Source organism: Bacillus sp. FSL M8-0077, assembly GCF_038050255.1.
GTDB classification, from domain to species: Bacteria; Bacillota; Bacilli; order Bacillales; family Bacillaceae; genus Bacillus; species Bacillus altitudinis.
Window position 1 is genome coordinate 2,747,714 of sequence record NZ_JBBPAF010000001.1, and the last position, 25,743, is coordinate 2,773,456.

24 protein-coding genes are annotated in these 25,743 nt (G+C 40.5%); 10 read left to right on the top strand and 14 right to left on the bottom strand.

The genetic code is table 11. The features are described from left to right. Nucleotides 1-128: 128 nt before the first annotated feature. From NST57_RS14225 to sppA, 11 genes are all read right to left on the bottom strand, one after another. Nucleotides 129-1,291 (bottom strand): IS3 family transposase gene (locus NST57_RS14225; RefSeq protein ID WP_341298297.1). Its coding sequence is split into 2 segments (ribosomal slippage): nt 129-1,015 and nt 1,015-1,291, totalling 1,164 coding nucleotides; the frame shifts between segments, so codons are not numbered across the junction. Between the two features lie 105 nt (nt 1,292-1,396). Continuing rightward, nucleotides 1,397-2,770, bottom strand: coding sequence for an argininosuccinate lyase (gene argH, locus NST57_RS14230; protein ID WP_142155720.1), 1,374 nt, complete (start codon nt 2,768-2,770; stop codon nt 1,397-1,399). Further along, the gene (locus tag NST57_RS14235) at nt 2,767-3,978 is read right to left on the bottom strand and encodes an argininosuccinate synthase (RefSeq protein ID WP_142155721.1); all 1,212 of its coding nucleotides are present in this window, start codon (nt 3,976-3,978) and stop codon (nt 2,767-2,769) included. Before NST57_RS14235 ends, argH begins: the two co-directional genes overlap by 4 nt. A gap of 173 nt (nt 3,979-4,151) precedes the next feature. Then, entirely contained in the window at nt 4,152-4,667 is a 516-nt protein-coding gene (locus NST57_RS14240; RefSeq protein WP_142155722.1) for a molybdenum cofactor synthesis domain-containing protein, read from the bottom strand. 99 nt (nt 4,668-4,766) lie between these two features. After that, nucleotides 4,767-5,951 carry an acetate kinase gene (locus NST57_RS14245; RefSeq protein WP_007501728.1) on the bottom strand — a complete coding sequence of 395 codons (1,185 nt, stop codon included), beginning with the start codon at nt 5,949-5,951 and terminating at the stop codon, nt 4,767-4,769. A gap of 229 nt (nt 5,952-6,180) precedes the next feature. After that, nucleotides 6,181-7,155: a class I SAM-dependent methyltransferase gene (locus NST57_RS14250; protein ID WP_050827548.1), complete on the bottom strand. Its 975-nt coding sequence runs from the start codon at nt 7,153-7,155 to the stop codon at nt 6,181-6,183. An 88-nt stretch (nt 7,156-7,243) separates the two neighbouring features. Continuing rightward, a complete protein-coding gene (tpx, locus tag NST57_RS14255; RefSeq protein ID WP_142155723.1) occupies nt 7,244-7,744 on the bottom strand; it encodes a thiol peroxidase in 501 nt (166 codons plus the stop codon). Between the two features lie 112 nt (nt 7,745-7,856). Next, nucleotides 7,857-8,309: a GerW family sporulation protein gene (ytfJ, locus tag NST57_RS14260; protein WP_007501733.1), complete on the bottom strand. Its 453-nt coding sequence runs from the start codon at nt 8,307-8,309 to the stop codon at nt 7,857-7,859. Nucleotides 8,310-8,323: 14 nt separating this feature from the next. Beyond that, on the bottom strand, nt 8,324-9,031 hold the full coding sequence (locus NST57_RS14265; protein WP_142155724.1) for a DUF2953 domain-containing protein: 708 nt from the start codon (nt 9,029-9,031) through the stop codon (nt 8,324-8,326). Between the two features lie 100 nt (nt 9,032-9,131). Then, nucleotides 9,132-9,656 carry an RDD family protein gene (locus NST57_RS14270; protein WP_341298736.1) on the bottom strand — a complete coding sequence of 175 codons (525 nt, stop codon included), beginning with the start codon at nt 9,654-9,656 and terminating at the stop codon, nt 9,132-9,134. Nucleotides 9,657-9,670: 14 nt separating this feature from the next. Beyond that, complete coding sequence (sppA, locus tag NST57_RS14275) at nt 9,671-10,672, bottom strand: signal peptide peptidase SppA (RefSeq protein ID WP_142155726.1); 1,002 nt, start codon at nt 10,670-10,672, stop codon at nt 9,671-9,673. Nucleotides 10,673-11,118: 446 nt separating this feature from the next. On the opposite strand from sppA, the gene NST57_RS14280 reads away from it, so the two are divergent. From NST57_RS14280 to NST57_RS14315, 8 genes are all read left to right on the top strand, one after another. Further along, nucleotides 11,119-11,922 carry an NAD kinase gene (locus NST57_RS14280; RefSeq protein ID WP_035701998.1) on the top strand — a complete coding sequence of 268 codons (804 nt, stop codon included), beginning with the start codon at nt 11,119-11,121 and terminating at the stop codon, nt 11,920-11,922. Between the two features lie 264 nt (nt 11,923-12,186). After that, complete coding sequence (locus tag NST57_RS14285) at nt 12,187-13,629, top strand: DEAD/DEAH box helicase (RefSeq protein WP_341298737.1); 1,443 nt, start codon at nt 12,187-12,189, stop codon at nt 13,627-13,629. Between the two features lie 189 nt (nt 13,630-13,818). Beyond that, entirely contained in the window at nt 13,819-14,874 is a 1,056-nt protein-coding gene (locus NST57_RS14290; protein ID WP_341298738.1) for a fatty acid desaturase, read from the top strand. A gap of 115 nt (nt 14,875-14,989) precedes the next feature. After that, the gene (locus NST57_RS14295; protein ID WP_142155729.1) at nt 14,990-16,126 is read left to right on the top strand and encodes a histidine kinase; all 1,137 of its coding nucleotides are present in this window, start codon (nt 14,990-14,992) and stop codon (nt 16,124-16,126) included. Further along, entirely contained in the window at nt 16,123-16,722 is a 600-nt protein-coding gene (locus tag NST57_RS14300; protein WP_035391139.1) for a response regulator transcription factor, read from the top strand. The genes NST57_RS14295 and NST57_RS14300 overlap by 4 nt, the downstream gene beginning before the upstream one ends. Nucleotides 16,723-16,911: 189 nt before the next feature. After that, the gene (locus tag NST57_RS14305; RefSeq protein ID WP_142155730.1) at nt 16,912-17,835 is read left to right on the top strand and encodes an ABC transporter substrate-binding protein; all 924 of its coding nucleotides are present in this window, start codon (nt 16,912-16,914) and stop codon (nt 17,833-17,835) included. A gap of 110 nt (nt 17,836-17,945) precedes the next feature. Continuing rightward, the gene (locus NST57_RS14310) at nt 17,946-18,635 is read left to right on the top strand and encodes a response regulator transcription factor (protein ID WP_058213913.1); all 690 of its coding nucleotides are present in this window, start codon (nt 17,946-17,948) and stop codon (nt 18,633-18,635) included. Beyond that, nucleotides 18,635-19,639, top strand: coding sequence for a sensor histidine kinase (locus NST57_RS14315; protein ID WP_341298739.1), 1,005 nt, complete (start codon nt 18,635-18,637; stop codon nt 19,637-19,639). The genes NST57_RS14310 and NST57_RS14315 overlap by 1 nt, the downstream gene beginning before the upstream one ends. 70 nt (nt 19,640-19,709) lie before the next feature. Here NST57_RS14315 and NST57_RS14320 read toward each other — a convergent pair whose 3' ends face one another. Continuing rightward, the gene (locus tag NST57_RS14320) at nt 19,710-20,954 is read right to left on the bottom strand and encodes an FtsW/RodA/SpoVE family cell cycle protein (RefSeq protein WP_341298740.1); all 1,245 of its coding nucleotides are present in this window, start codon (nt 20,952-20,954) and stop codon (nt 19,710-19,712) included. Beyond that, complete coding sequence (locus NST57_RS14325) at nt 20,945-21,289, bottom strand: PadR family transcriptional regulator (RefSeq protein WP_341298741.1); 345 nt, start codon at nt 21,287-21,289, stop codon at nt 20,945-20,947. Before NST57_RS14325 ends, NST57_RS14320 begins: the two co-directional genes overlap by 10 nt. 298 nt (nt 21,290-21,587) lie before the next feature. Between NST57_RS14325 and NST57_RS14330 the strand changes: the two genes are divergently transcribed. Next, on the top strand, nt 21,588-22,349 hold the full coding sequence (locus NST57_RS14330; protein ID WP_142155734.1) for an ATP-binding cassette domain-containing protein: 762 nt from the start codon (nt 21,588-21,590) through the stop codon (nt 22,347-22,349). After that, entirely contained in the window at nt 22,339-24,276 is a 1,938-nt protein-coding gene (locus tag NST57_RS14335) for an ABC transporter permease (protein WP_341298742.1), read from the top strand. The genes NST57_RS14330 and NST57_RS14335 overlap by 11 nt, the downstream gene beginning before the upstream one ends. A 44-nt stretch (nt 24,277-24,320) precedes the next feature. Here NST57_RS14335 and NST57_RS14340 read toward each other — a convergent pair whose 3' ends face one another. After that, nucleotides 24,321-25,670: an amidohydrolase family protein gene (locus NST57_RS14340; protein ID WP_341298743.1), complete on the bottom strand. Its 1,350-nt coding sequence runs from the start codon at nt 25,668-25,670 to the stop codon at nt 24,321-24,323. Nucleotides 25,671-25,743: the final 73 nt, after the last annotated feature.

Consider the following 25,743-nt stretch of genomic DNA (forward strand, 5'->3'; position numbering starts at 1 on the left):
TTATTCAGCTTGACACTGGTATGCTTTCCTTTTCTCCAGTGAAGATCAATCTCCTTTTTCCCATGACAAAAAACCATCCGTATAAATAGACTGACATAGCAGAATGAGACACGAATAAAACACCCTTATTAGGCTGACATGCTACCAAATGTTTTTGGTGCGTGGTAGCCTAATTTTTCTTGGATACGCTCTTCATTATAATACTTGATGTAACGATCGATTCGTTGCCTGACATCTTTTTCTGATATAGAGTTGAACTTTGTAAACATAAATTCCTCTGATTTTAAGCTAGAATGGAATGATTCAATCACTGCGTTATCCCAACAGTTGCCTCGTCTAGACATACTGCTTGTGAGGTTCCTTACCCCTAGCTCCTTTTGATATGCATACGAACTGTATACACTTCCTTGATCTGAATGCACAAGTACATCTTTAGGTGAATTCCTTTTCTCTAAAGCTGCCCTCAGTGTGTCCAATATGAGTGATGTCTGTTGGTGATCATCTAGGGTATAGGCAACAACTTCGTTGTTGTATAAATCCATCATGGTCGAAAGATAGAGCGTTCTCGGTCCATACTGAATATAAGTAATATCGGTTACCCATTTTAAATTCGGGTGTATTGCGGTGAAGTTCCGATTTAATATATTTGGGGCAATGATGACAGATTCCCCTTGTGATTTCCATTTCCTTTTACGCTTCACACGACATTGAAGATGGTGTTTTTGCATGATGCGCTGTACAGTATTTCGGTTTCGTTTGATATCATATTGGCGCTGAAGCAGCTTTCGGATCTTACGGTGGCCGTACCGGAACGACGTTTCGGTACATAAGGAAATAACAGCCTTCTCCACTTGTGATTTTTCACGTATTCCTTCGGATACCCAGCGATAATAGGTCGATCTGGCGATCTGCAAAATACTTAAGACAGACGTTACTGTATAGTTCTTCCGTAATCTCTCGATCAAATACAAGGCTACTCCTTTTTCAACTCCTCTACGATCTCCAAATACTTTTTTAGAATTTCATTCTCCATCTTAAGGTGTTCAATCTGCCTATTTACTTTTTCCTCTTTGGATACATTGTCAGGTCCATGTCCGAAGCTATATTGTTTTCCAATTGGCTGATCGAATCGATGTAACTGATTTTCTCGATACCACTTCATCCATGTTTTAATCTGAGATACATTCTTTATATGATATTTATCCATAATTTGTTGATTGGTAAACTGCCCGCTTAATTTATCTTTCACAACTGCCCATTTTATTTCAGCTGAATATCTGTTTTTTTTCATAAAAAATACCCTCCAAATTATCACTTAGTTTAAGTGTATCACTTGAAGGGTGTTTTTTTATGTCCCATTTGACTAGGTTAGTCTAAAACGAATGGTTTTGGCGAATTATGCTAGGCAGGCTTTTGCTTTTTCTAAAGCGAGCTGAATTTGTTTGAATCCAGTTCCACCTGCACTTGTTCTTTTTTCAACAGCAACATACGGATCAAGAACAGTGTAAATGTCTTGTTCAAAGAGGCCGCTTGCTTCTGTAAATGTTTCAAATGGAAGGTCACTTAAATAGATGCCTTTTTGAATGCATGTATACACAAGCTTCCCAACGATTTCGTGTGCTTCACGGAATGGCATGCCTTTTTTCGCAAGGTAGTCTGCCACTTCGGTCGCATTTGAGAAATCTTCTTTTGTTGCTTTTTTCATGACATCTTCGTTCACTGTCATTGTTTGAATCATGCCTGTGAAGATTTGCAGGCTGCCAGCGATCGTTTTCACCGTATCAAACATGCCTTCTTTATCTTCTTGCAAATCTTTGTTATACGTAAGCGGCAAGCCTTTCATAATGGTGAGCAGCCCCATCAGGTTGCCATATACCCGCCCTGTTTTTCCGCGGATCAATTCAGCCATATCCGGGTTTTTCTTTTGCGGCATCATGCTGCTGCCTGTTGCGTACGTGTCATCGAGCTCAATGAATTTGAATTCTTGAGAACACCATAAAATGATTTCCTCACAAAGACGTGAGAGATGCATCATCACAAGGCTGCTATTGGACAAGAACTCTAAAATGAAATCACGATCACTCACGCCATCAAGGCTGTTCTCGTAAATATGGGCAAAGCCAAGCAGCTCTGCTGTATATTCGCGATCAATCGGGAATGTCGTTCCCGCTAACGCCCCGCATCCAAGTGGTGACACATTAATCCGCTTCAATGAATCTTGAAAACGCGCTTTGTCCCGCTCAAGCATCCAAAAGTAGGCGAGCATATGATGAGCAAAGGAGATAGGCTGTGCACGCTGTAAGTGCGTATATCCCGGAAAAATTGTTTCAACGTGCTGTTCAGCTTTTTCTACAAGCACTTTTTGAAAAGAAGAGATCAGCTCAATGATATGCTCTACTTGGTTATTCAAATATAAATGCATATCGGTTGCGACCTGATCATTCCGGCTTCTCGCTGTGTGTAATTTGCCGCCAAGCGGACCAATCTCATCAATGAGCATTTTTTCAAGGTTTAAATGAATGTCCTCATAATCCACTGAGAATTCAAGTTCATCGGCCTCTGCCTTTTTCATGAGCGTATTCAGTCCGTCTTTGATTGCAGCGGCCTCCTCATCACCGATGATACCGCATTTATTCAGCATACTTGCATGGGCAAGGGAGCCGGTCAGATCTTCTTTGACTAATTGTTTGTCGAAATGAATGGATGCACCAAACTCATCGACCCATTTTTCTGGTGTTTTTTGAAATCGGCCTCCCCAAAGCTTTTTCATGCTTTAACCTGCTCCTTTTTGTTCACGATGCTGTTTACTTTTGTTGGTAAACCCCAAAGGTTAATAAATCCTACAGCTGCATCATGATCGAATTCATCTGCTTTTGTGTAAGTTGCTAGATTTTCATCATAAAGTGAATATGGTGATTTACGTCCTTCTACAATAGCATGACCTTTAAATAGTTTCACACGTACAACACCTGTTACGTTCTTTTGCGTTTCTTGTAAGAATGCATCTAGTGCTGATTTAAGTGGTGAGAACCATAAGCCGTTGTATATTAATTCAGCCATTTTTTGCTCAACGATTGGCTTAAAATGTGCTACTTCTTTGACAAGCGTTAAGTCTTCAAGTTCTTTGTGTGCTTTTAATAGGGTAACTGCACCTGGGCACTCATACACTTCACGAGATTTGATCCCAACAAGACGGTTTTCAACGTGATCGATTCTGCCTACACCATGCTGGCCAGCAACTTCATTTAAATGAAGGATCAGATCAGATAATGAATACTGAATTCCGTCAATAGCTGTTGGTTTTCCTTTTTCAAACGTGATTTCAATGATTTCAGGTGTGTCAGGTGTTTTTTCAAGTGGATTTGTCAGATCATAAGCACCTTCTGGCGGCGCTGCCCAAGGATCTTCTAAAATACCACATTCGTTACTTCTGCCCCAAAGGTTTTGGTCGATTGAATATGGGCTGTCTAGGTTAATCGGAATCGGAATACCGTGCTTTTGTGCATAGGCGATTTCTTCATCACGTGACCATTTCCATTCACGCACTGGTGCAAGAACTTCTAGGTCTGGATTCAATGCTTTAATTGATACTTCAAAACGAACTTGGTCGTTTCCTTTACCTGTACATCCGTGTGCAACGGCAACTGCATTTTCTTTCTCTGCGACTTCCACTAATTTTTTAGCAATGAGCGGACGAGATAGTGCAGACACTAGCGGGTATTTTCCTTCATACATCGTGTGTGCTTGCAGTGCAGCAAGTGCAAATTCTTCAGCAAACTCTTCTTTTGCGTCGATCATGTAAGATTGAACAGCTCCGACTTGAAGTGCTTTTTGCTGAACGAATGCTAAATCTTTTCCTTCACCTACGTCCAGACAGCAAGCAACAACTTCGTATCCTTGCTCCTGTAACCATTTAACTGCAACAGAGGTATCAAGACCTCCGGAATATGCTAATACGACTTTTTTATTTTGTGACATGTTTGAAAAGCTCCTCTCGCTTGTTTTGATTCTGTGAATGTTTTTTGCATAAAAATAAGTTTTAATTTATAAACATGCATTTAGTATGTATACACTGTAACAAGGAAAAATTGTTTTTTCAACCCCTTTATGAAAAAAACTCTGCCAAATTTTCTTGGCAGAGTCATTTTGGGCTATTTTCGATCTTTTTCAAGCTCTCGCAACACATGAGGAAGCTCTGGAATAATGAGTTTGGTCATGGCTAACCGAACTGCTCCGGTAGAGCCTGGTGTGGCAAAAACGGCTTTTTGGTTAATCACCCCTGCCGTCGCTCTAGATAAGATCGCGGCTGATCCAATATCTTCTGTATAGCTCAGCATGCGAAAAATTTCTCCAAAGCCCGGCAGCTCTTTGGAGAAAAGAGGTGTAATGGATTCAATCGTGACATCCCTTGCTGCAATTCCTGTTCCTCCATTTAATAAAACAGCATCAATCTTCGCTTCACTTGTTCCTTCTAAAACGGCGTCTTGAATTGCTCCAATATGATCTTTCACAATATCGTATGCAAGAATGAGATGTCCTTGTTCTTTAAGCAAATCAATCATCAGACGGCCGCTTTTATCTGTTTCCTTTGTCCTTGTATCACTGACGGTAATGACTTTTACATGAAGCCTCGCTTTCGCTTCGCGTTTATGTTCTTCGACGCTCATATCTTCACACCGCTCCTTTCATATTGCCTCACATTATAGCATGCTGATTTCAATAGAAAAAAGCTCTTTTCCGATGGGGAAAAGAGCTTTAAAAGGATGTTACGCTAAACGCATAACGTCTCTTGCAATCATGACTTCTTCGTTCGTTGGAATCACAATGACTTTTACAGGAGAGTGAGGATAGCTGATGAATGCTTCTTCGCCTCTCATGTTGTTAAGAGATGGGTCCCAGTATACGCCCATGAATTCTAGACCACGAAGTACACGTGCTCTCACTTCTGAGCTGTTTTCACCGATTCCAGCTGTGAAGATGATCGCATCTACACCATTCATTCTCGCTGCATAAGAACCGATGTACTTATGAATTCGGCTTGCAAAAATATCTAGTGCTACTTCAGCACGGTCGTTTCCTTCTTCTGTCGCTTCTTCGATATCACGAAGATCACTTGAAAGACCAGACACACCTAAAAGACCACTCTTCTTATTCAAAGTAGAAAGAACTTCTTCCGCCGTATGACCAGTTTTCTCCATAATAAATGGAATAAGGGCAGGGTCAATGTTACCTGAACGTGTACCCATTGCCACACCTGCAAGTGGTGTAAAGCCCATTGACGTATCGATTGATTTTCCGCCTTCTACTGCCGCGATACTTGCACCATTTCCAAGGTGGCAAGAAATCAAACGAAGCTCTTCTAGAGGACGGCCTAATAGCTCGGCTGCACGCTCTGTGACGAACTTATGGCTTGTCCCGTGGAATCCGTATTTACGAATACCAAAGTTTTTGTAGTAGTCGTACGGAAGGCTGTATAGGTAAGACTGCTCTGGCATTGTTTGGTGGAACGCTGTATCGAACACAGCGATCGCTGGTACGTCAGGCAGAATTTGTTTGAATGCTTTGATTCCTACAACGTTTGCAGGGTTGTGAAGTGGTGCAAGCTCTGAAAGCTGATCAATGTCATTGATGACTTCATCTGTTAAAACAACAGAATCGCTGAATTTTTCTCCGCCGTGAACGACGCGGTGTCCTACGCCATCAATTTCATTAAAGTCTTTGATGATGTTAAATTCAATTAGTTTTTCAAGTAGCATTTTAACCGCTACTGCATGATCTGGAATATCTGTGACTTCTGTTTTCTTTTCTCCGTCTACAGAAATTGTGAAGATACTGTTATCCATTCCAATTCTTTCAACAAGCCCTTTTGTTAAAACAGTTTCTTCTGGCATGTCGAACAATTGGAATTTAAGAGATGAGCTTCCTGCGTTGATTGCAATAATTTTGGACATTACTGTCGCTCCTTTTACTCAGTTGTTATATAAGGTTTCACGTTTTTTCGGTGCTATATTCAACCTGTTTGAACGGGTCTTTTATAGTTTAACGATAAGTCCGAAAAATATCTGACTTTTTCATTTAAACATTGAAAACTTTGCATTTCAAGTACACCTTCGAACTGTTACCGCTTACATCGATAAGTCGTTATTTTCTGAATAATAAAATAGCCAGACATCACTCTGGCTATTCTTTCGTTTCTTTTTCTTCTATAAACCATTGGTCTAATTTTCTCATGACGCCAACCATTGCTTCCTTCTGTGAGAAAGATGGCAGATTGGCAAATAGCATACGTTTCGGTGCTTCGAGCCCCTCTTTTTTCTTTTGCATCACAAATAAGCTTTTGGCATGCTTTTTGTCTTTGAACATGGAGACTGGCAGCTGAATTAACGCATTCATATATGCATGTTCTTTGATGAAATCCTTTAATTGTACGCTTTCTTTTCCTTCAAATAAATCGTTTGGAATGATGAAGAATAAGAAGCCGCCTTCTTTCGTGTAACGAAGACTTTGCTCAATGAATAAATAATGCGCAAAGGAATGACCTTCTTTTGCCTTCAATTCATAGTCTTTAGCGCGCTCATCATTTGGATAATACCCGACAGGAAGACTGCATACAGCAACATCTGCTGGTGAGATAAGAAGCGGCTCAAGGCTGTCCTGGTGAAAAAGTTCTACTTCTTTTTCTTCTAAGTTCGCCTGTGCCCACGCAATTTTAATGAGCACATCATCAATTTCAGAGGCAAAACCGCGTGTTGTTTCTGCTGTTACATTGTTGAGGACCGCAAGCAGTAAATTCCCTGTACCCGCAGCTGGATCAAAGACAACCAGCTCTTTTTGTCCTTCTAAAAATTTATTGACCAAATAGCTGACAAACAGACCAATTGTATCAGGTGTCATCTGCCGGTTTGGATGTGAAATATCTTTTTGTCCTTTCAATACGGCGAGCTGAAACGCTTTACGAATCTGCTCATGATCATAAGAGGCGAAATCTGCTTTCTCTATTAAATCTTTTAGTAAACCGTTTCGATCATTTGCCTGGAAAAAGGCTTCTCCTGCTTCTGCCAATGCTTCAATATAGGAAATGTTCTGTTCCTTTTTTAAACGAATTGAAGCTGTATCGAGCAGCTCAAAAATCGTACTCACTTGATCTTTCTGCAATGCTTTTCTCTCCTCGCTTTGTTAAAAGCTATATGTTCTCATTGAAAAGAGCCCCAGTATGAAGCCGGAGCTCTTGTCGATGCTGCTTTTATAACAGTGATTTCGCAGCCTCAATGGCTTTTTCATAATTTGGATGATTTGTTGCTTCGCTTACGTACTCAGTGTAAACCACTTTTCCGTTTGGGTCTAATACGAAGACCGCACGCGCCAATAAACGCAATTCTTTCATATATACACCAAACGCTTCACCAAATGACATATCTCTATGATCAGATAATGTTTCGACATTTTCAATTCCGTTTGCTCCGCACCAGCGTGCTTGTGCAAATGGAAGGTCTGCACTAATGGTATAAATATTGACTGGACCTAAACCGGCTGCCTCTTCATTGAAACGTCTTGTTTGTGCGTCACACACACCTGTATCAATAGAAGGAATCACTGAGATAATCGTCACTTTTCCTGTTAAATCAGAAAGTGAAACTTCCCCTAGTGAGTTCGTTAATACCGTGAAATCTGGAGCCTGCTCGCCTACTTTCACTTCATTTCCTACAAGCGTTACTGGGCTCCCTTTAAATGTGATCGATGCCAAAACAATTCCTCCCTTATCAAATGTATGGTTCTATCATAGTAGAGAAAGCAAAAAACTGCAAAGCCTAATCGTCCATTTTGAAAAAAAAGTTAACTGCAGGGCAGCTAACTTTTTAGAGGTCTATGTCATCTAGTTTTCGTTCTTTGTGACGATGCTCCCGTTCATCCTTCTTAAACATGTGCTGAAGACGTTCAATTGCTTGAGGAGCAGAATCCAATATTTTATCGAGCAGATGTGTGTGTTCATCCAAATGAAGCATTCGAACGCCATTTGTTCCCACAATTAAAAAGGCGATTGGTGTAATCGATACTCCGCCACCGCTTCCGCCTCCAAATGGGAGTCTCGGTTCTTTTCGTTCTTGTTCATCAGACCGTTTTTCTTTCTTTTGATTACCGTTGAATTCACTGCCGCCGGCTGCAAATCCAAAACCAACCTTTGACACAGTGAGAATGACACTGCCATCAGGGGTTTCGACTGGATCGCCGATGATCGTGTTCACATCAATCATTTCTTTTAAGTTTTCCATCGCTGTCTTCATCAGACCTTGGATTGGATGATCTGCCATTTTCGGGTTCCTCCTTAAACAGATGATTCATTCTTCGTTGCTTGAAGAGAGGCATTTTTTCTCGCCTTTCTCCCTTTTAACCAATGGACAAGTAATCGAATGGCTGCAAGCATAGCATGTCCAATCCGAAAATAAGCTATACATGCAAAGTGTGTCTGTGATACATTGTGCTGAAAAGTGGGAATCACTTCATAGACGGGCTTGTGCTTAAAGGTGAGATGCTCCTGCATAAAGGCAAGAAGTGCTCCTTTGACTGACCACACACCCCCGGCTGCTACACCTGTTAAAGCTGCGTCATGAAAACCAATCCACGTGGACCAGTGAAATGAGACGATTTTTATATGAATGAAGAACTTTCGCATGATCCGGTTTAGATCGACAATCTCTTTTGTAATACGCTCCATTTGATGAAGGATTTCCTTTACATCACGTTTTCCTACTTTTTTATGTGTGGTTTCTTTTTCGTGACTCGGCGTTTTGGAGCTGGCCATTTTCTTTTCACGAATATCAATCGTTTGATCTTCCGTATTCACTTTCACCATCGGAATGTCTTTCTTCAGTCTGACAATTCCATATAAGGTGACGATCTTCACCGCAATATGGTCATTGTCATTTGCATGTGAATAGTCCAGTGAAATGGTCACTTTCATAAAGATCAATAAGATCACAAGGAACAAAAAAGCTGCGATCCAAACGTACAGCACTGTGCTCACTTCCTCCATAACAAATGATGCTTCCTCTACGATTATGGCTTTCCTTCTGGATTTTATACCCAATCATTAAAAAAAGAGTTTGACCGGTACCCGGCCAAACTCTCCTTGATTATGCGTTTGATTCTGTTTTTTCATATAAATGTTCATGAACGACCACCGTATCTGCAAAGTAGTCATGAACCCCTTGCTTTTTCGGCGTGAACCCAACCACAGCATAGAGAACAAAAAGCGTATTAATATATCGCCCCACAATTTCTCTAAAGAAAATGACATCCCATGACAGCTTCTTCTCAGGCTGAAGTGAGACGACTTTGATTCCAAACACCATCTTTCCAAGTGTTTGTTGGAAAATCTTCGTCATGATCGCAAAATAAAGCAGAAAGACAATTGTGGTTGTGACGGAAAATGGGGAAAACCAGCCTCCACCTTTTGACCAGCCAAAGACACTAAAGATTGGAGAAACCGTCAAATGGTTAACACCCCATACGACGAGCCAATCTAGGATAAATGCCCAAAATCTAATCCAGAAACCTGCAAAAGCCTGCGCTTCAATTGAAGTGCGCTTCGCAAGAGCCGGCCCTGATTCTTTCTCTTGGCTGCGACTTTCCGTTACTTCATCGAATGTAGAATCCATCTATGATCCCTCCTTTATTTTGAATAGAGATACATCGGTTTAGACCCATTTGAGCCAGCCAGTGTTTCTTTTAAGTTCAGAAAATCAATTTCGCTTTTAAAGAGCTTGCTTGCACTCATGTTGAAAAGAGAGTTCCAGCCAAAGCTTTGTGAATAGCTGATCACTGTTGCTCCTTTTAAGCCTTTTTCATTTTTCTTCATTGCTTTTAGCGCATCTTCATAGTATCCAAGCTCATCCACTAATCCGTTTGATTTCGCCTGTGTTCCGTCATAGACTCGGCCGTCAGCAATTTTCTTGACGTTTTGTTTTGACATCCCGCGTCCTTCAGAGATCACTTTCACAAAACCTTCATACGAGTTATCGACCATGCTCTGCATGATGTCGCGCTCATCTTTTGTCATATCACGATTTGGAGACATGATGTCTTTATATTTTCCACTTTTAATGGTTTCATATTTAATGCCTAAATTATCTGCCAGCTTTGCATAATTCAAGCTTTGCATGATGACCCCTAGAGAGCCTGTTAACGTTTCAGGTGAAGCAAAGATTTTTTTCGCTGGAGTGGATACATAATAGCCGCCAGAAGCCGCCATTGAACCCATGGAAACATAAATTGGTTTCTTCGCTTTTTTTACTTCTTCTAATTTTTTATGTATTTCAGCACTTTCATAGACACCGCCGCCAGGAGAGTTGACGCGCAGCAAGACACCTTTGACAGACGCATCGTCTTTTGCTTTATCTAATTCTTTTAAGAACGCACGATGATCATACGCTTCCCCGCCTAAAAGGCTAGATGCACCGCCGTTATCTTGAATCGTACCATTAATCTCAAGTACAGCAATTTTACTCGCTCCGCTGCCATCCTCTAGTACCTTTTCTTCGATTTCGTCCCCAAATTGATAGCTCATCTTATTATCATTGAAGCTTTCATACAAGGCCGTCGTGATACTAATCACAATCGAAAAGCCGAAAACACCAAGTGCAATGATTAAGGCTACCCATCTTTTCGCATTCATTTCTTTCTCCTCCTTTTTGTCTCACTTCGTTCATACGAATACACACATGAAATGTTTCACAGAAACTGTGGTTTTTTTACATTTCATTTCAACATGATAGCACCGATGTGAAATCATGATCAACTTTACATCTTCTATCATTTGCTCGTCATGATGAAAAATTGGCTATTTTATCCTCTCCCTATATCTAATAGCTCAGACTATCTTCACAACGAAACGCCCAGACCTCTCTTTCTTCCAAAATGAGCTGTTAAATTATGCTCAAATCCAGCATTATCTAATCACTTACAATGACTCATTTCTAAAAAAGGGAGCTTCTCTCATGATATGCGTCTTTCTAATATTTTTACTTTCATATGAAAAAAGTGTAAAATATGAACAAGGGTTTTCTATGTAAGCCCTTTACTACTAGAAATCTATTTTTGACAACAAAGGGGAGAACGTCAATGACAGACAATCGTCGCAATGTATTTTTCTTTTACAAAAAAGATCATGAATTGGATGGACACATTTCTTCTCTGGAGAAGCTCGCTACCGATCAAGGCTTTCACGTCGTAAAGCGTGCAGAAGATGCCCATATCATCGCTTCTATTGGTGGAGATGGCACCTTTCTTCAAGCGGTCCGCAAAACGAACTTCCGGGATGACTGCTTGTATGTAGGGGTATCAAAAACAGAGAATTCGCACCTATACTGCGATTTTTCGTTAGAACATTTTGATCAAATGATTGATGCCATGAACACTGAACAGATTGAAGTGAGAAAATATCCGATCATCGATGTAAGCGTTGACAGTATCAACCAGTTCCATTGCTTAAACGAACTGTCGATCCGCTCTAGCATCATTAAAACATTTGTCATCGATGTGTATATAGATGATTTCCATTTTGAAACCTTTAGAGGCGACGGGATGATTATTTCCACGCCGACTGGCTCAACAGCCTACAATAAATCGGTAAACGGTGCCGTGGTTGATCCGATGCTCCCTTGTATGCAAGTTACAGAGCTTGCATCGCTAAACAACAACTCGTACCGTACACTCGGTGCTCCTTTCATCTTAAGCAGTGATCGTAAGCTAACGCTGAAAGTTGTGCAAGACGGGAACGACCATCCGATTATCGGGCTTGATAACGAAGCGCTTGGCACAAAACACGTCAAACAAATCGACATTGGCCTTTCAGGAAAAGTCATTAAAACAGTGAAATTAAAAGACAACTCCTACTGGGAAAAAGTAAAACGCAGATTCCTTTAATCAAAAGCTCCTTTACGGGGCTTTTGTTTTCTTTTCAGCGTGATAGAAAACCTTTGAAGTCTAGGAAGAGTGAGCACCGGAACGGAGCGAATTTGACATTCGTGAGTACCGGAGCGCAAATCTGACACCGAATGCGAGGGTTTGTCTACACGCGAAAAGCTCCTTTACGGGGCTTTTTTTCATGTCTTTTCATTCAAGGTCATGGTGTCTTTGAAAAGATATGGTATGATGTCACAAGTATACATGTACGAAAAGGAGAACACGATGCCATTACAACATTTTGATCAATATCCATTAAGCGATGAATTGAAACAAGCGCTAGAAGCGCTTCATTTTCATACACCTACACCCGTCCAGCACGAGACATTATCCGTTGCTTTTTCAAAGCAGGACCTCATTGTCAAATCTCAGACAGGCAGTGGCAAAACAGCAGCCTACGGTCTGCCAATTTGTGAAATGGTGGATTGGGCTGAGAATAAACCTCAAGCCCTCATCCTCGTCCCAACAAGAGAACTTGCCATGCAGGTCAAACAGGACCTTACAAGCCTTGGACGATTGAAAAGAATCAAAGCCGCAGCCATTTTTGGAAAAGCCCCTTTTCAAGCCCAAAAAATAGAGCTTGCACAAAAGAACCACATTGTATGCGGAACACCAGGACGAGTGTTGGATCACCTTGAGAAAGGTACTCTTTCCTTAGAAAACCTTAAATTTTTCGTGTTAGATGAAGCGGATGAAATGCTGAACATGGGATTTATTGATCAAGTCTCTTCTATTATTCAACATCTGCCGCCAAAGCGGATGTCGATGTTATTTTCAGCGACGATGTCTGATGAGATGAAGAAATTAAGTGAACAGTTTCTACAATCACCAAAAGTGATTGAAATTGCACAGGAAGAAACGTCTGTTCCACAAATCACCCACACCGTGATTGAAACAGAAGAAGAAGCAAAATTCTCTCTTCTTCAGCGTACGATCGTGATTGAAAATCCAGATAGCTGCATTATTTTCTGTAATACACAGGACCGAGTGAACGAACTCACAATGAAGCTTGATGAGTGGGATGTGCCCTGTGACAAAATTCATGGAGGCATGAGACAGGAAGACCGTTTCGCTGTCATGGATGAATTCAAAAACGGTGAGTTCCGTTATTTGATCGCAACCGATATAGCAGCCCGGGGTATTGATGTCAGTGATATGACACATGTGATTCATTATGACCTCCCCTATGAAAAAGAGCGCTATATTCACCGAACAGGAAGAACAGGCAGAGCGGGAAAAAGCGGGAAAACCATTGCATTTATGACGAGAAATGCAAAACCTCTGATTGATGAATTAAAAGAGGAAGCAGGTATTGATTTCAAGACGCAGCCATCCCCAACAAAGGAAGAAGCAGAGCAGCATGTCGAACGCTTTGAAGAAAAGATTGAAACGCCGATTCAAAAGGAAAATAAACAGGCAGGCGTTGAAAAAAATATAATGAAGCTTTATTTTAACGGCGGGAAGAAAAAGAAGCTGCGGGCTGTTGATTTCGTTGGGACCATTGCCAAAATAGACGGCGTTGCCTTTGATGACATTGGAATTATTACCATCCAAGATACGAAAACATACGTCGATATTCTTAACGGCAAAGGCCCTCTTGTGCTGAACGCCATGCGCCACACAACCATTAAAGGAAAGCAGTTAAAAGTACATGAAGCACGTGCATAAAAAGTGAAGGCTAAGCGCCTTTACTTTTTTTATTTAAAATAAAATAAGCTTACAACCCTTGAACCATCAGCCTTTTCTGCGTCCAACATGACAAATGTCATATTGAATACATGATGGGTGCTACTATGAGCATGACACCTTTCCTTCTATACTTTGAAGTAGAAAGAAACGGAAAGGACTTGAACGTTCATGACGACTTCAACAAACACACAGCAGCAAGCGACTTTAAGAAAACAAGTAGGTCAATTTTCTGGTGCTGATTCAAAAAAAAGTATCATGCAACTCTTTAATACATTTATTCCATTTTTGGGGCTTTGGTTTCTTGCCTATTATAGCCTGAACATCTCCTACCTTTTAACCCTCTTCTTTGCGGTGATTGCAGCTGGTTTTTTAGTACGTGTCTTTATTATTTTTCACGACTGCTGCCACCAATCCTTTTTTAAACAGAAGCCGCTGAATCACCTGTTTGGTTTCATAACGGGTGTACTCACCCTTTTCCCTTATCTTCAATGGCAAAGAGATCATTCAATTCACCATGCCACGAGTAGTAATCTAGACAAACGAGGTACTGGCGACATTTGGCTCCTGACAGTCAAAGAATATCAAGAAGCATCAGCTTGGACGAAGTTTCGCTACAGATTTTACCGTAATCCTTTTGTGATGTTTATTTTAGGACCGATCTTTGTATTTCTCTTAAAAAACCGTTTCAACGTCAAAAATGCTCGTAAAAAAGAGCGCTGGAACACGCATTTCACAAACGTGAGCATCATTGCACTAGCAGCTGCAACGTGTCTTCTTTTTGGCTGGCAGGAGTTCCTGCTTGTCCAAGGTCCAATCTTCCTGATCTCAGGATCAATCGGCGTATGGCTGTTTTATGTGCAGCATACATTTGAAGATTCTTACTTTGAAGCAGATGAACATTGGAATTATGTGCAGGCGGCAGTAGAAGGCAGTTCTTTTTACAAATTGCCAAAGCTTCTTCAATGGTTAACAGGCAATATCGGCTATCACCATGTTCATCATTTAAGTCCGAGGGTACCGAATTATCACTTGGAGCATGCACATGATCATAGTGAGCCGCTTCAAAATGTGCCAACCATCACTTTAAAAACAAGTATCGAATCAATGAAATTTAGACTTTGGGATGAAGAAACGAAAGCATTCGTTACCTTTAAAGAAGCACGGCAATCTAAGAAGATGCCCGCACCTGTCATTAAAGGAGACATTCTAAAGAAAAATGCATAATTGGTGCAAGCTCTTTCTTACTCTAGAAGGAGCTTGTTGCCATTTACAGGATGCAACCGTAAGTTGAATTTGATAAAGTAAGGAAAAGAACGAAAACGGAAAAGGTGGCACACGGATGAAAAAACAGTTTAAAATTCAAAAATTGCATGGGATTTCCCCCTATATATGGGCCATTTTTTTCATCCTGCCCTTCTATTTTATTTTAAAGACGCCTACGACTTTAGGTATTGTCATTGGCATTATTTTGAACGTGGTTTTTTTCGGAGTGTATCGTTTTGCCTTTGTCGCAAAAGGCTGGTCTTTATATGTCTTCGGTCTTTTATTGATTGCGATTTCGACTGGCTATGTGATGCTCTACAGCTACATTTATTTCGCTTTTTGCATCGCCTATTTCAATGGGCACATTAAAAGAAAAGTCCCTTTTTATATTTTATACTATATTCATCTAGGGAGCGCCGCCGTAGCCGTGAACTTTAGCTTGATTTTAAAAAAGGGCTGGTTTCTCACACAAATTCCTTTTGTTGTGATCACACTTATTAGTGCCATTCTCCTTCCTCTCAGCATTCGAAGCCGAAAAGAACGTGAACGCCTTGAAGAGAAATTAGAAAATGCCAATGAACGGATCGCCGATCTTGTAAAGATTGAAGAAAGGCAGCGTATCGCACGTGATCTGCATGACACCCTTGGACAAAAGCTTTCTCTTATCGGTTTAAAAAGTGATCTTGCCCGCAAACTCGTCTATAAAGATCCTGAGCAGGCTCGTGCTGAGCTGAAAAGCGTCCAGCAAACCGCCAGAACATCTCTCAATGAAGTGCGAAAAATTGTTTCTTCCATGAAAGGCATTCGGATCAAAGATGAGATATTGAACATCAAGCAAATACTTGAAGCCGCCTGTATTGACATGATTTATGATGAAAAGGAAGCGCCGAAACACATCTCTCTTCTTAACGAAAACATTGTGAGCATGTGCATCAAAGAAGCCGTAACGAATGTCGTCAAGCATAGTGACGCCACTGTCTGTCAAATCACGATTCATCAAAAGTCAAAGGAAGTTGTCATTACAGTTGAGGATAACGGCACATTTAAAGGCGGTGATCCCTCCTCTCAAACGAAGGGACATGGCCTTTTAGGGATTAGAGAAAGATTGGAATTTGCAAATGGACGCCTGCACATTGAAACAAAAGACGGGACGAAGCTGATCATGAGCATTCCAAATGATTCAGCAGCGAAAGATAAGGAGGAAATAAAATGATTAACATCTTTATCGCAGAGGACCAGCAAATGCTGCTCGGTGCTCTTGGATCGCTTCTCGATTTAGAAGACGATATGACGGTTGTTGGAAAAGGCACAAACGGTCAGGACGCCATTGATTTTGCTAAAAAACATCCGGTCGACATTTGTTTAATGGATATTGAAATGCCAGGAAAATCTGGTCTCGATGCCGCTGAAGAACTCAAAAAATCTGATGTGAAGATCATCATTTTAACAACCTTTGCCCGTTCTGGCTATTTTCAAAGAGCACTGAAAGCTGGCGTTAGCGGCTACATGTTGAAAGACAGCCCAAGCGAGGATTTAGCAAGTGCCATCCGCAGCGTGATGAAAGGGAAAAAGGTGTACGCCCCTGAATTAATGGAAGACTTGTACAGCGACGAAAATCCTTTAACTGAACGAGAAAAGTCGGTTCTAGAACTCGTCGCAGACGGAAAAAACACAAAAGAAATCGCCAAGGAACTCAGCATTAAAAGCGGCACTGTCCGAAACTACATATCCGTTATTTTAGATAAACTAGAAGTCAAAAACCGAATTGAAGCCATTACTCGTTCAAAAGAAAAAGGCTGGTTTAAATAAGAAAAAAGATCAGGTCATACACTGCCTTGATCTTTTTTCTTTCTATCATTATTCCTCTATCCACTGCTAAAATATCATTGACAACAAACCTCACTTCTATGGTATGATATCTGAGTGATAATAATTATCATTATCACTCATACAACCAAATACACGGCTGATGTGCCGATTTCAAAGGAGTTTACATTCATGAAGAAAATATTGTTCCCTCTGATGCTCATCTTCGTACTTGCGTTGAGCGCATGTGGCAATAGCAGCAACTCTTCCTCAAATAAAGGAAAAAATCAATCAACGTCATCGGACACGATTACATATCAGTCTGAAAATGGACCTGTGAAGCTGCCAGCAAATCCAAAACGTGTTGTTGTTCTCGCCTCTTATACAGGAAATGTCTTGTCACTTGGTGTGAACCTTGTGGGTGTTGACTCTTGGTCAAAAAAGAATCCACGTTTCAAAAAGAAATTAAAAAATGTGGAAGAAGTATCCGATGAAAATGTAGAAAAAATCATGAAGCTAAAGCCTGATGTCATCATCGGTTTAAGCGGTGCAAAAAATGTAGAAAAACTAAAAAAAATCGCCCCAACCGTCTTATTCACATATAACAAAGTCGATTACCTTCAGCAACATATTGAAATTGGAAAAGTCTTAAACAAAGAAAAAGAAGCAGAAGCATGGGTCAAGGATTTCAAAAAACGCGCAGCTGAAGCTGGCAAAGAAATCAAAGCAAAAATCGGTGAAGATGCAACCGTATCTGTCTTTGAAAGCGGCACAAAAGATCTTTACGTCTTTGGAGATGCATGGGGACGCGGAACAGAAATCCTCTACCAAGCAATGAAACTAAAAATGCCGGAAAAAGTAAAAGAAAAAGCATTAAAAGCTGGTTATTATGCGGTGTCACAAGAGGTCATCCCTGAATTTGCCGGAGACTATATGATCATTAGCAAAAACAGCGAGATGGACAATTCCTATCAAAACAGTGAAATCTATAAGTCCATTCCTGCTGTGAAAAAACATCGTGTGTATGAAGCAAATGCGGAAGAGTTTTACTTTAATGACCCGCTCACACTTGAATATCAACTATCATTCTTTAAAAAGCACTTTTTAGGTAAATAAACCGAAGCAAGGGACCTCTTCCCTTGCTTTTTTGCTGTCTGCTTCTAGCGGGAGTGCCTATTTTCCGCTACAATGATGTACAAGCTAATTTAAAAAGTGTGGTGCTCGTTTTGTTTAAAATTTTACTGATTGAAGATGATACAACCCTCTTTCAAGAAATCAAAGAACGTTTAGTTAACTGGTCTTATGATGTGTATGGGATCAACAATTTTCAACAGGTCATGCAGGAATTCACTTCCATCCAGCCTGATTTAGTCATTATTGATATTCAGCTGCCAAAGTACGATGGCTTTCATTGGTGCCGGATGATTCGGCATCATTCCAATGTGCCCATCATCTTTCTTTCCTCTCGTGATCATCCTGCTGATATGGTCATGTCGATGCAGCTTGGAGCCGATGATTTTGTACAAAAGCCCTTTCACTTTGACGTTCTCATCGCCAAAGTAAGTGCTGTTCTTCGCCGAGTCCATGATTATAATGCCGAACCTGCCAACTTAAAAGTTTGGTGCGGCGCTACCCTTGACCTCGAAAATAATACAGTGGCGAATGAAGACGGTGAGGTTGAATTAACCAAAAATGAGTTTTTCATTCTCAAAGAATTGATTCAGCATAAAAATCATATCGTCAAAAGGGAATCTCTCATCCAAGCATTATGGGAAGATGAACGATTCGTGAGTGACAATACACTCACTGTAAACGTCAACCGCCTTAGAAAAAAACTAGACGAAATCTCCCTTGGCGCCTTCATTGAAACAAAGGTAGGTCAAGGTTATCTTGCAAAGGAAAAGGATGATCAATGATGCTGCAAGCATTTCTAAAAGAACGAAGAAGCTGGATCTTGTTCTTTCTTAGTTTGCAGCTTCTCATTCTCTTTGTTGCTTATTTGGATACAACGATTCCACTCGCTTCTCTTTTTTATATCGTGCTTTTGTCTACATTACTCTTCATTGTCTTTCTTTTTTTTCGTTACCGGAAAGAAACCGCTTATTATGAACAACTGAAAGAATGGGATGAAAACATAGACCATCAAATGCGTCTCAAACCCTCTTCCCCTTTTGAACAAATTGTACAGGAGGCAGCGTCAGAGCAAATCGACCGATACCGCCAGATGACAGCTAAGCAAAAGACTGCGCTGGAAGAAGAAAAAGATGAACTGCTCTCATGGATACATGAGGTGAAAACGCCGCTCACAGCGATGCATTTAATGATTGACCGCATAACAGAACAGCCGCTCAAATCAAATATGACATATGAATGGCTTAGAATACATTTACTCCTTGATGCACAGCTGCATCAAAGCAGGATCCAACATATTGAAAATGATTTATTTATTGAAAAACTGGATCTCCAAAACATGCTAACGAAAGAAATCAAAGCGCTCCAATCGTGGTGTATGCAAAAAGGAATTGGCTTTGACCTTTTATTAGAAGAGCGAGACGTATTAAGTGATACAAAATGGTTATCCTTTATGATCAGACAAGTGCTGACAAACGCAGTCAAGTACAGCCATTCATCTGACATTATCATCGAAAGCAAACAAATGAACGAACAAGTGGTGCTCACCATCACAGATCAAGGTAGAGGAATTGATCCAAGAGACGTGTCCCGTATTTTTGAAAAAGGCTTTACCTCCACAAGACATCACAATGACACGGCCTCCACAGGCATGGGGCTCTATTTAACCAAAAAGGGAGCTGACGCTCTTCATATCACGATCGAGGTCAACTCCATAATAGATCAAGGGACAACTTTTACCTTTATCTTTCCGAAAAAGAATGATTTTGTTCATATTGCGAGCATGTGAACATGCAGTTCAAGAAACCCAATCTCTTCAAAGGTGCATCGGAGAGATTGGGTTATTTTATACAGCTATATCATGCTACTTCACGGCACATTTCTCCTAGCTGTTTTCTTCTATAAATACTCATTAGCAGACCGACTGACATCATTTCTAGAAGAATATGAGACCCCCCATAGCTCATAAAAGGCATGGAAACTCCTGATATAGGCAATAATCCAAAGTTTGCGAAAATACTCAAGATAAATTTTGCTGCAAATGTGGCTGCCAAACCAATCATTAACATTTTGCCATAAGCAGATTGAACTCGTTTCGCTGTATGAACTACTCTATAAATAAAAATCACAAACAACATAAAAACGGCCAATCCTGCGAACCATCCAAATGAATAAATGATATACGTCAACATCCAATCAGTGTGAACATCATACAATGCGTACGGATTTATCTGAAAACCATTTGAGCCAAATTCATGAAGTGAGTATTGGTAATAGTGGGACATATCAGCTTGATAAAGAGAAAATAATTGAACAATGAGATAGACAATACCTGCTGCTGTAAACGAAATAAGCTGTCTCATTTTTGCATGAGATACATACATCATCGTTATGCATATGACCATAAAGGTGATGGTTGCAGAAAGAGATCCGACTATATGTAATAAAATAATGGGTAAAGTGACAATCGCTAACCCTAACCAGGACTTGAAACCATTGTTCCAGTTCCAAGATTGGTAAATGCCCGCTAACGAAATAATCATCAGAAATGGAAAAATTTCAGTCAGATTGATCGATCCATTATTTAAGCTTAAAAAGAGAATACCGTTCACTCTTGTCCCAATCATCATTGTAAGAATCAGCATTCCAATCGTTCCTATGTATAAATGCCACGAATAGGGTAAAAAGCGCCGATAATCAAAAACAAACAGCCCAAACATCAACGCAAGACCAAATACATAGTAAATGAGACTTTTATAAAAGATATTCGTGTCTTGAAAATGCAGTAAATGAGAATGAAACTGAAAATAATACATTACAAACAGCCCAAATAAACAAGTAGCTAATACAAGAAGTATCGTTTTAAAATCAACTTGAGTTTTGTGTGTTTCATGAAGCTGCATTCCGAGTATGGCTGCATCTCCAATTTGATCGAGCGCTTGATCTACCGCCTCTTCTTCTGACATGCCCGCACTGACCGCTTCCTCTTTCAGTGTGTATAAATGATCACGAAGCTCAAGCTTTATACTTGAATGTACGTCTTTATTTTTGATTCGTTTACACACATTTTTTATATATTGTTCAAATTTTTTCTCTAGTCCCATACGACTTTCTCCCCGTTCAAAACGCCATCTACTGCATCTTTGAACACATGCCATTCTTCCTTCTTTTCCTTCATAAACGCTTTGCCCTGTTCATTAATCCGATAATACTTCCTTTTTCGATTGCCATTCCCTTCACCCCAGTAAGACACAATGAACCCCTTCCCCTCCAAAGTGTGCAAAATAGGATAAATGGTTCCCTCTTTAAAGCTAAAAATCCCTTCAGATTTCGACTCCAATTCCTTAATCATTTCATAACCATACATTGGCTTTTCATTTAGTAAGCTTAAAATAAGGGTAGCTGTACTCCCCTTTAGAAGCTCTTTACTCACTTTCATCCATCGTCACCTCTAATACATAGATTTACTATGCATATATTTGATATGCATATCTTACATGAAATCAAATACTCTGTAAAGGTTCATCAGAAAAAAACAAGAAATTTGATACATCATAGCGAAAAACAGATAAAATAATTGAATAACAATCTGAATTCTACATAAGGCTTTGACATATCAAACAAGCATGTGACAACAATGTCACATGCTCGTCTGTTTTGTTCGTCAAATCGCAGGAAGTCTGATCGGCTTCTTTTTATACTAGGGATATCAATTAAATAAAAAAGGGGTTCGACAGATGAACATTTTAGAAGCTCGCAAGTTATATAAAAGCTATGGAAATAAATTCAATAAACAAGAGGTGCTGAAAGGCATTGATTTGACGATAGAAGCTGGAGAATTTGTCAGCATCATGGGGCCATCAGGCTCGGGGAAAACGACCCTTTTGAACGTATTGTCCTCAATTGATCATGTGTCCAGCGGATCGATTCGGATCGCAGATGCAGAAATGACGCAAATGAAAGATCAGCAGCTCGCTGAATTTAGAAAAAAACAGCTTGGCTTTGTTTTTCAGGATTATAACTTACTTGATACACTCACGGTTAAAGAGAACGTCCTCTTGCCCTTATCCATCTCCAAAACGCCTAAAAAAGAGGCATTTGAACGCTTTCAACAGCTTGCAGAGGATATGGGGATTTATGAACTAAGAGACAAATATCCAAATGAATTGTCTGGTGGACAAAAGCAACGGACATCTGCGGTCCGTGCCTTTATTCATGAACCAAGTCTTATTTTTGCTGATGAACCAACCGGAGCACTTGATTCCAAATCTGCGTCTGACTTACTGAACAAGCTGCAAGAATTCAATCACAAGCGCAAAGCAACCATTGTCATGGTGACCCATGACCCTGTTGCAGCCAGTTATTCAAGACGAGTGATTTTTATCAAAGATGGACAGATCTATACACAATTGAATAAAGGCGCACTAGAGAGAAAGATGTTTTTCGAGGATATTATGAAAACGCAAGGTGTTTTAGGCGGTGTGAAGCATGAACATTAATCAGCTCGTCTTCCGCAATCTGAAGAAAAACTTGAAAAATTACTATTTATACGTGTTTGCACTCGTATTTAGTGTGGCGCTCTATTTTTCCTTTGTCACCTTGCAGTATTCACCAGCACTTGATGATGTGAAAGGGTCTATTAAAGGCGGTGCGTCAATTAAAGCCGCTTCTATTCTGCTAATCGCCATCGTCGGCATCTTCCTTTTATATGCAAATAGCATTTTCATCAAACGTAGAGGAAAAGAAATCGGCCTCTTGCAGCTCATTGGAATGACGAAACAAAATATTGCCAAGCTGCTCCATGCAGAAAATTTCATTCTATACGTGTTCTCTATGGCTGTTGGTATCATAGCTGGGTTTATCGGTTCAAAACTCATGCTGATGGTGCTATTTAAAGTAACCGGCGTGAACGCCATCGCCAACCTGCATTTTTCAGGAATGGCCCTTTTGCAGACACTGATCGTCTTTTTCATCATCTATGGATTGATCATGTTAAGAAATCGATGGTTTATTAATAGACAGACGATTTTATCTTTGTTTAGAACCACGTCATCCACAGAGCAGCGTGTGAAAAAAATCTCTGTCTTTGAAATCATCATCGGGGTTCTAGGCATTGCATTCATCAGCTCAGGCTATTATATTTCTTCTCAGCTTTTTACCGGCACATATACGTCCATGATTGCGTTACTTTTAGCGATGATTTATATTCTTGGCTCTGTCATTATCGGTACCTTTCTTTTCTATAAAGGCTCTGTTTCATTCATTGCCAATATCGTACGTAAAAGAAAAAATGGCTATCTCGCCATTCATGAAGTCCTGTCTCTGTCATCTATTATGTTCCGGTTAAAATCAAACGCACTGCTTTTAACGATTATTACAACGGTATCTGCACTTGCCATCGGGTTGTTATCTTTAAGCTACATTTCCTATTACTCAGCAGAAAAAACCGCTGAACAACAGATCCCATCACATTTCGTCATGGGATCTGAGAAAGAAGCCAACACCTTCACTCGTGCACTTTCTGACAAACATATTGCGTATGAAACAAAGCAGTTCAAGGTCATTCAAGCGAAGTTTGACGCAAAAAAGATCATGGATTCAGAGATTAAAAATATGAATAATGATCCAGGTGTCTTAACTCTACCTGTGATCAGTGAGAAAAACGCACCAAATATTCATGTGAAAAGCAACGAAGTCATCTTAAGCGGCTACAGTGATTTATTGAAGAAATTCATGCCGATTCAAAGTTCAGGTGATGTGAAACTACTTATTAAGAAACCCCTTGATTTAAAGGTCATTGATATGAAGAAAGATTACCTCATCTCTTACAACTTCACGTTTGGTGGTCTACCTGTTGCTGTCGTCAGTCAAAGTGTCTTTGAGCAGCTTAACCAGCAGAAAGATCCTAAACTTCAGATTGAGAATAATCAATATCACGCAGTCAATATAAAAGATGATCAAAACCTTGAACAAGCGAATGATGTGTTTACCTCTTTAAAACTAGGTGACAACAGCATGTCTCAATTGGCTTCAGCTCAGCAACAAAAACAAACCATCGGATTGATGATGTTTGTAGTCGGATTTTTAGGCCTCAGCTTCCTTGTGACATCAGGCTGTATTTTATACTTTAAACAGATGAATGAGAGTGAAGAGGAACAAAGCTCATACACGATTCTGCGTAAGCTTGGTTTTACGGAGAAAGATCTCTTAAAAGGTATTCGGCTCAAACAGCTCTTCAACTTTGGCATTCCGCTTCTCGTCGGACTGCTGCACAGCTACTTTGCTGTACAATCTGGCTGGTTTTTATTTGGCAGCGAACTGTGGACTCCTATGCTGATTGTCATGACAATTTATACCGTTTTGTATTCCGTCTTCGGATTCCTATCTGTCCAATATTATAAAAAAGTCATTAAAGAATCGTTGTAAAGTATTCCCCATAGGCACTGGCCTATGGGGATATTGTGCTTCATTCATTTTGTTGATTCAAACTGATGCGATAAAATGTGATCTCTTGCCGCATAAGCTTTTTGTTTGACCTCTTCTAAGTTCACTCCAACCAGCTTCCCATTTTGTTTCACTGCTTTTCCAGCCACATAGACAGAATCAACATTTGAAGGGTGTGCCGTTTGAACAACTGCCCCAGCTGGATCTGTCATCGGAAGAAGATTCATGCTTGTCCGATCGATCAAAATAAAATCAGCTTCTTTTCCAGGTGTGAGAGAGCCGATTTTGTCATCAAGCTTCAAGGCACGAGCCCCGTTTATTGTGGCTGCTTCAAGCATTTGCTGAGCAGACAATCCAAGTTCAGGTCCTGGCATCGTCCCTTCCATCAATAAAGATTGATTTTGAATCGCCCGCTCCGCCTGTAGTCCGAATTTCATTTGGGTAAATAAATCTCCTCCTGTCGCTGTCACCACATCTACACCAAGCGTTGGCAGAACACCATTGTCAATGGCGAGCCCTGTGACAGGATATCCGTGTCCCATCATCATCTCAATCTCAGGTGTAATAGAGATGGAGCTTCCGCTACCAGCTAACATCTTCATTTGATCTGCATCAATTGCATTGATATGCACCATATTCAAATCAGGCCCGAGCAGCCCTGCTTGATGAAGCCGCTCAATCGATCGATCCGACGCTCCCCAATTTCCAAAGCCAATGTGCATACTGCATAATGCATCTAGTGATCTCGCTGTTTCAATTTCAAAGACGGTCGTCTCCCATGAAGAAAACTCAGGTCCACGAATGGCAAGTCCCATCGTCAGCAGCTGATCCGACGATTGAAAATGTTTTTGTTTCACGCGGGCTGCGTCTTCCATATTCGTGAGCGTACTCTCTCTGTCCCAATACGCTGCATCTCCAGAGGTACCAAAACCAAAGACCGCTCGAATACCCGCATCTTTTAAACCTCCAATGAGTTCTTCTGTATGATCCATAGAATTGATCATCGTCCAGTCGAAAAATGTGGTCACTCCTGCATCTAACGCCTCTAATGCGCCTAAATAATTAGCAATTCGATCATCTGATGGACGTCTCATCGCCCCATAGTTGCCATAATAAATTTTGCTCAAATACGTTTGCAAAGACCAATCTGTTCCGATCCCCCGTATGACAGACTGCCACACATGACGATGTGTATCCACAAGCCCTGGCATGATGACCATGTCAGACGCATCAACAACATCAGCACCGCTTGCTTCAATCGAAGGTCCGACTTCTACAATATGTGCCCCTTCAATTAATAGATCTCCCTTCTCTAGAAAACCTAAAGATGGATCAAGTGTGATAAGAGCTGCATCTTTAAACAATGTTTTCTTCATCCATATCCCCCTTTTCAAATAAGAGAATGAATCACTCACTCTCTCTGTCATTTTAAGACATAACAGGTTCAAA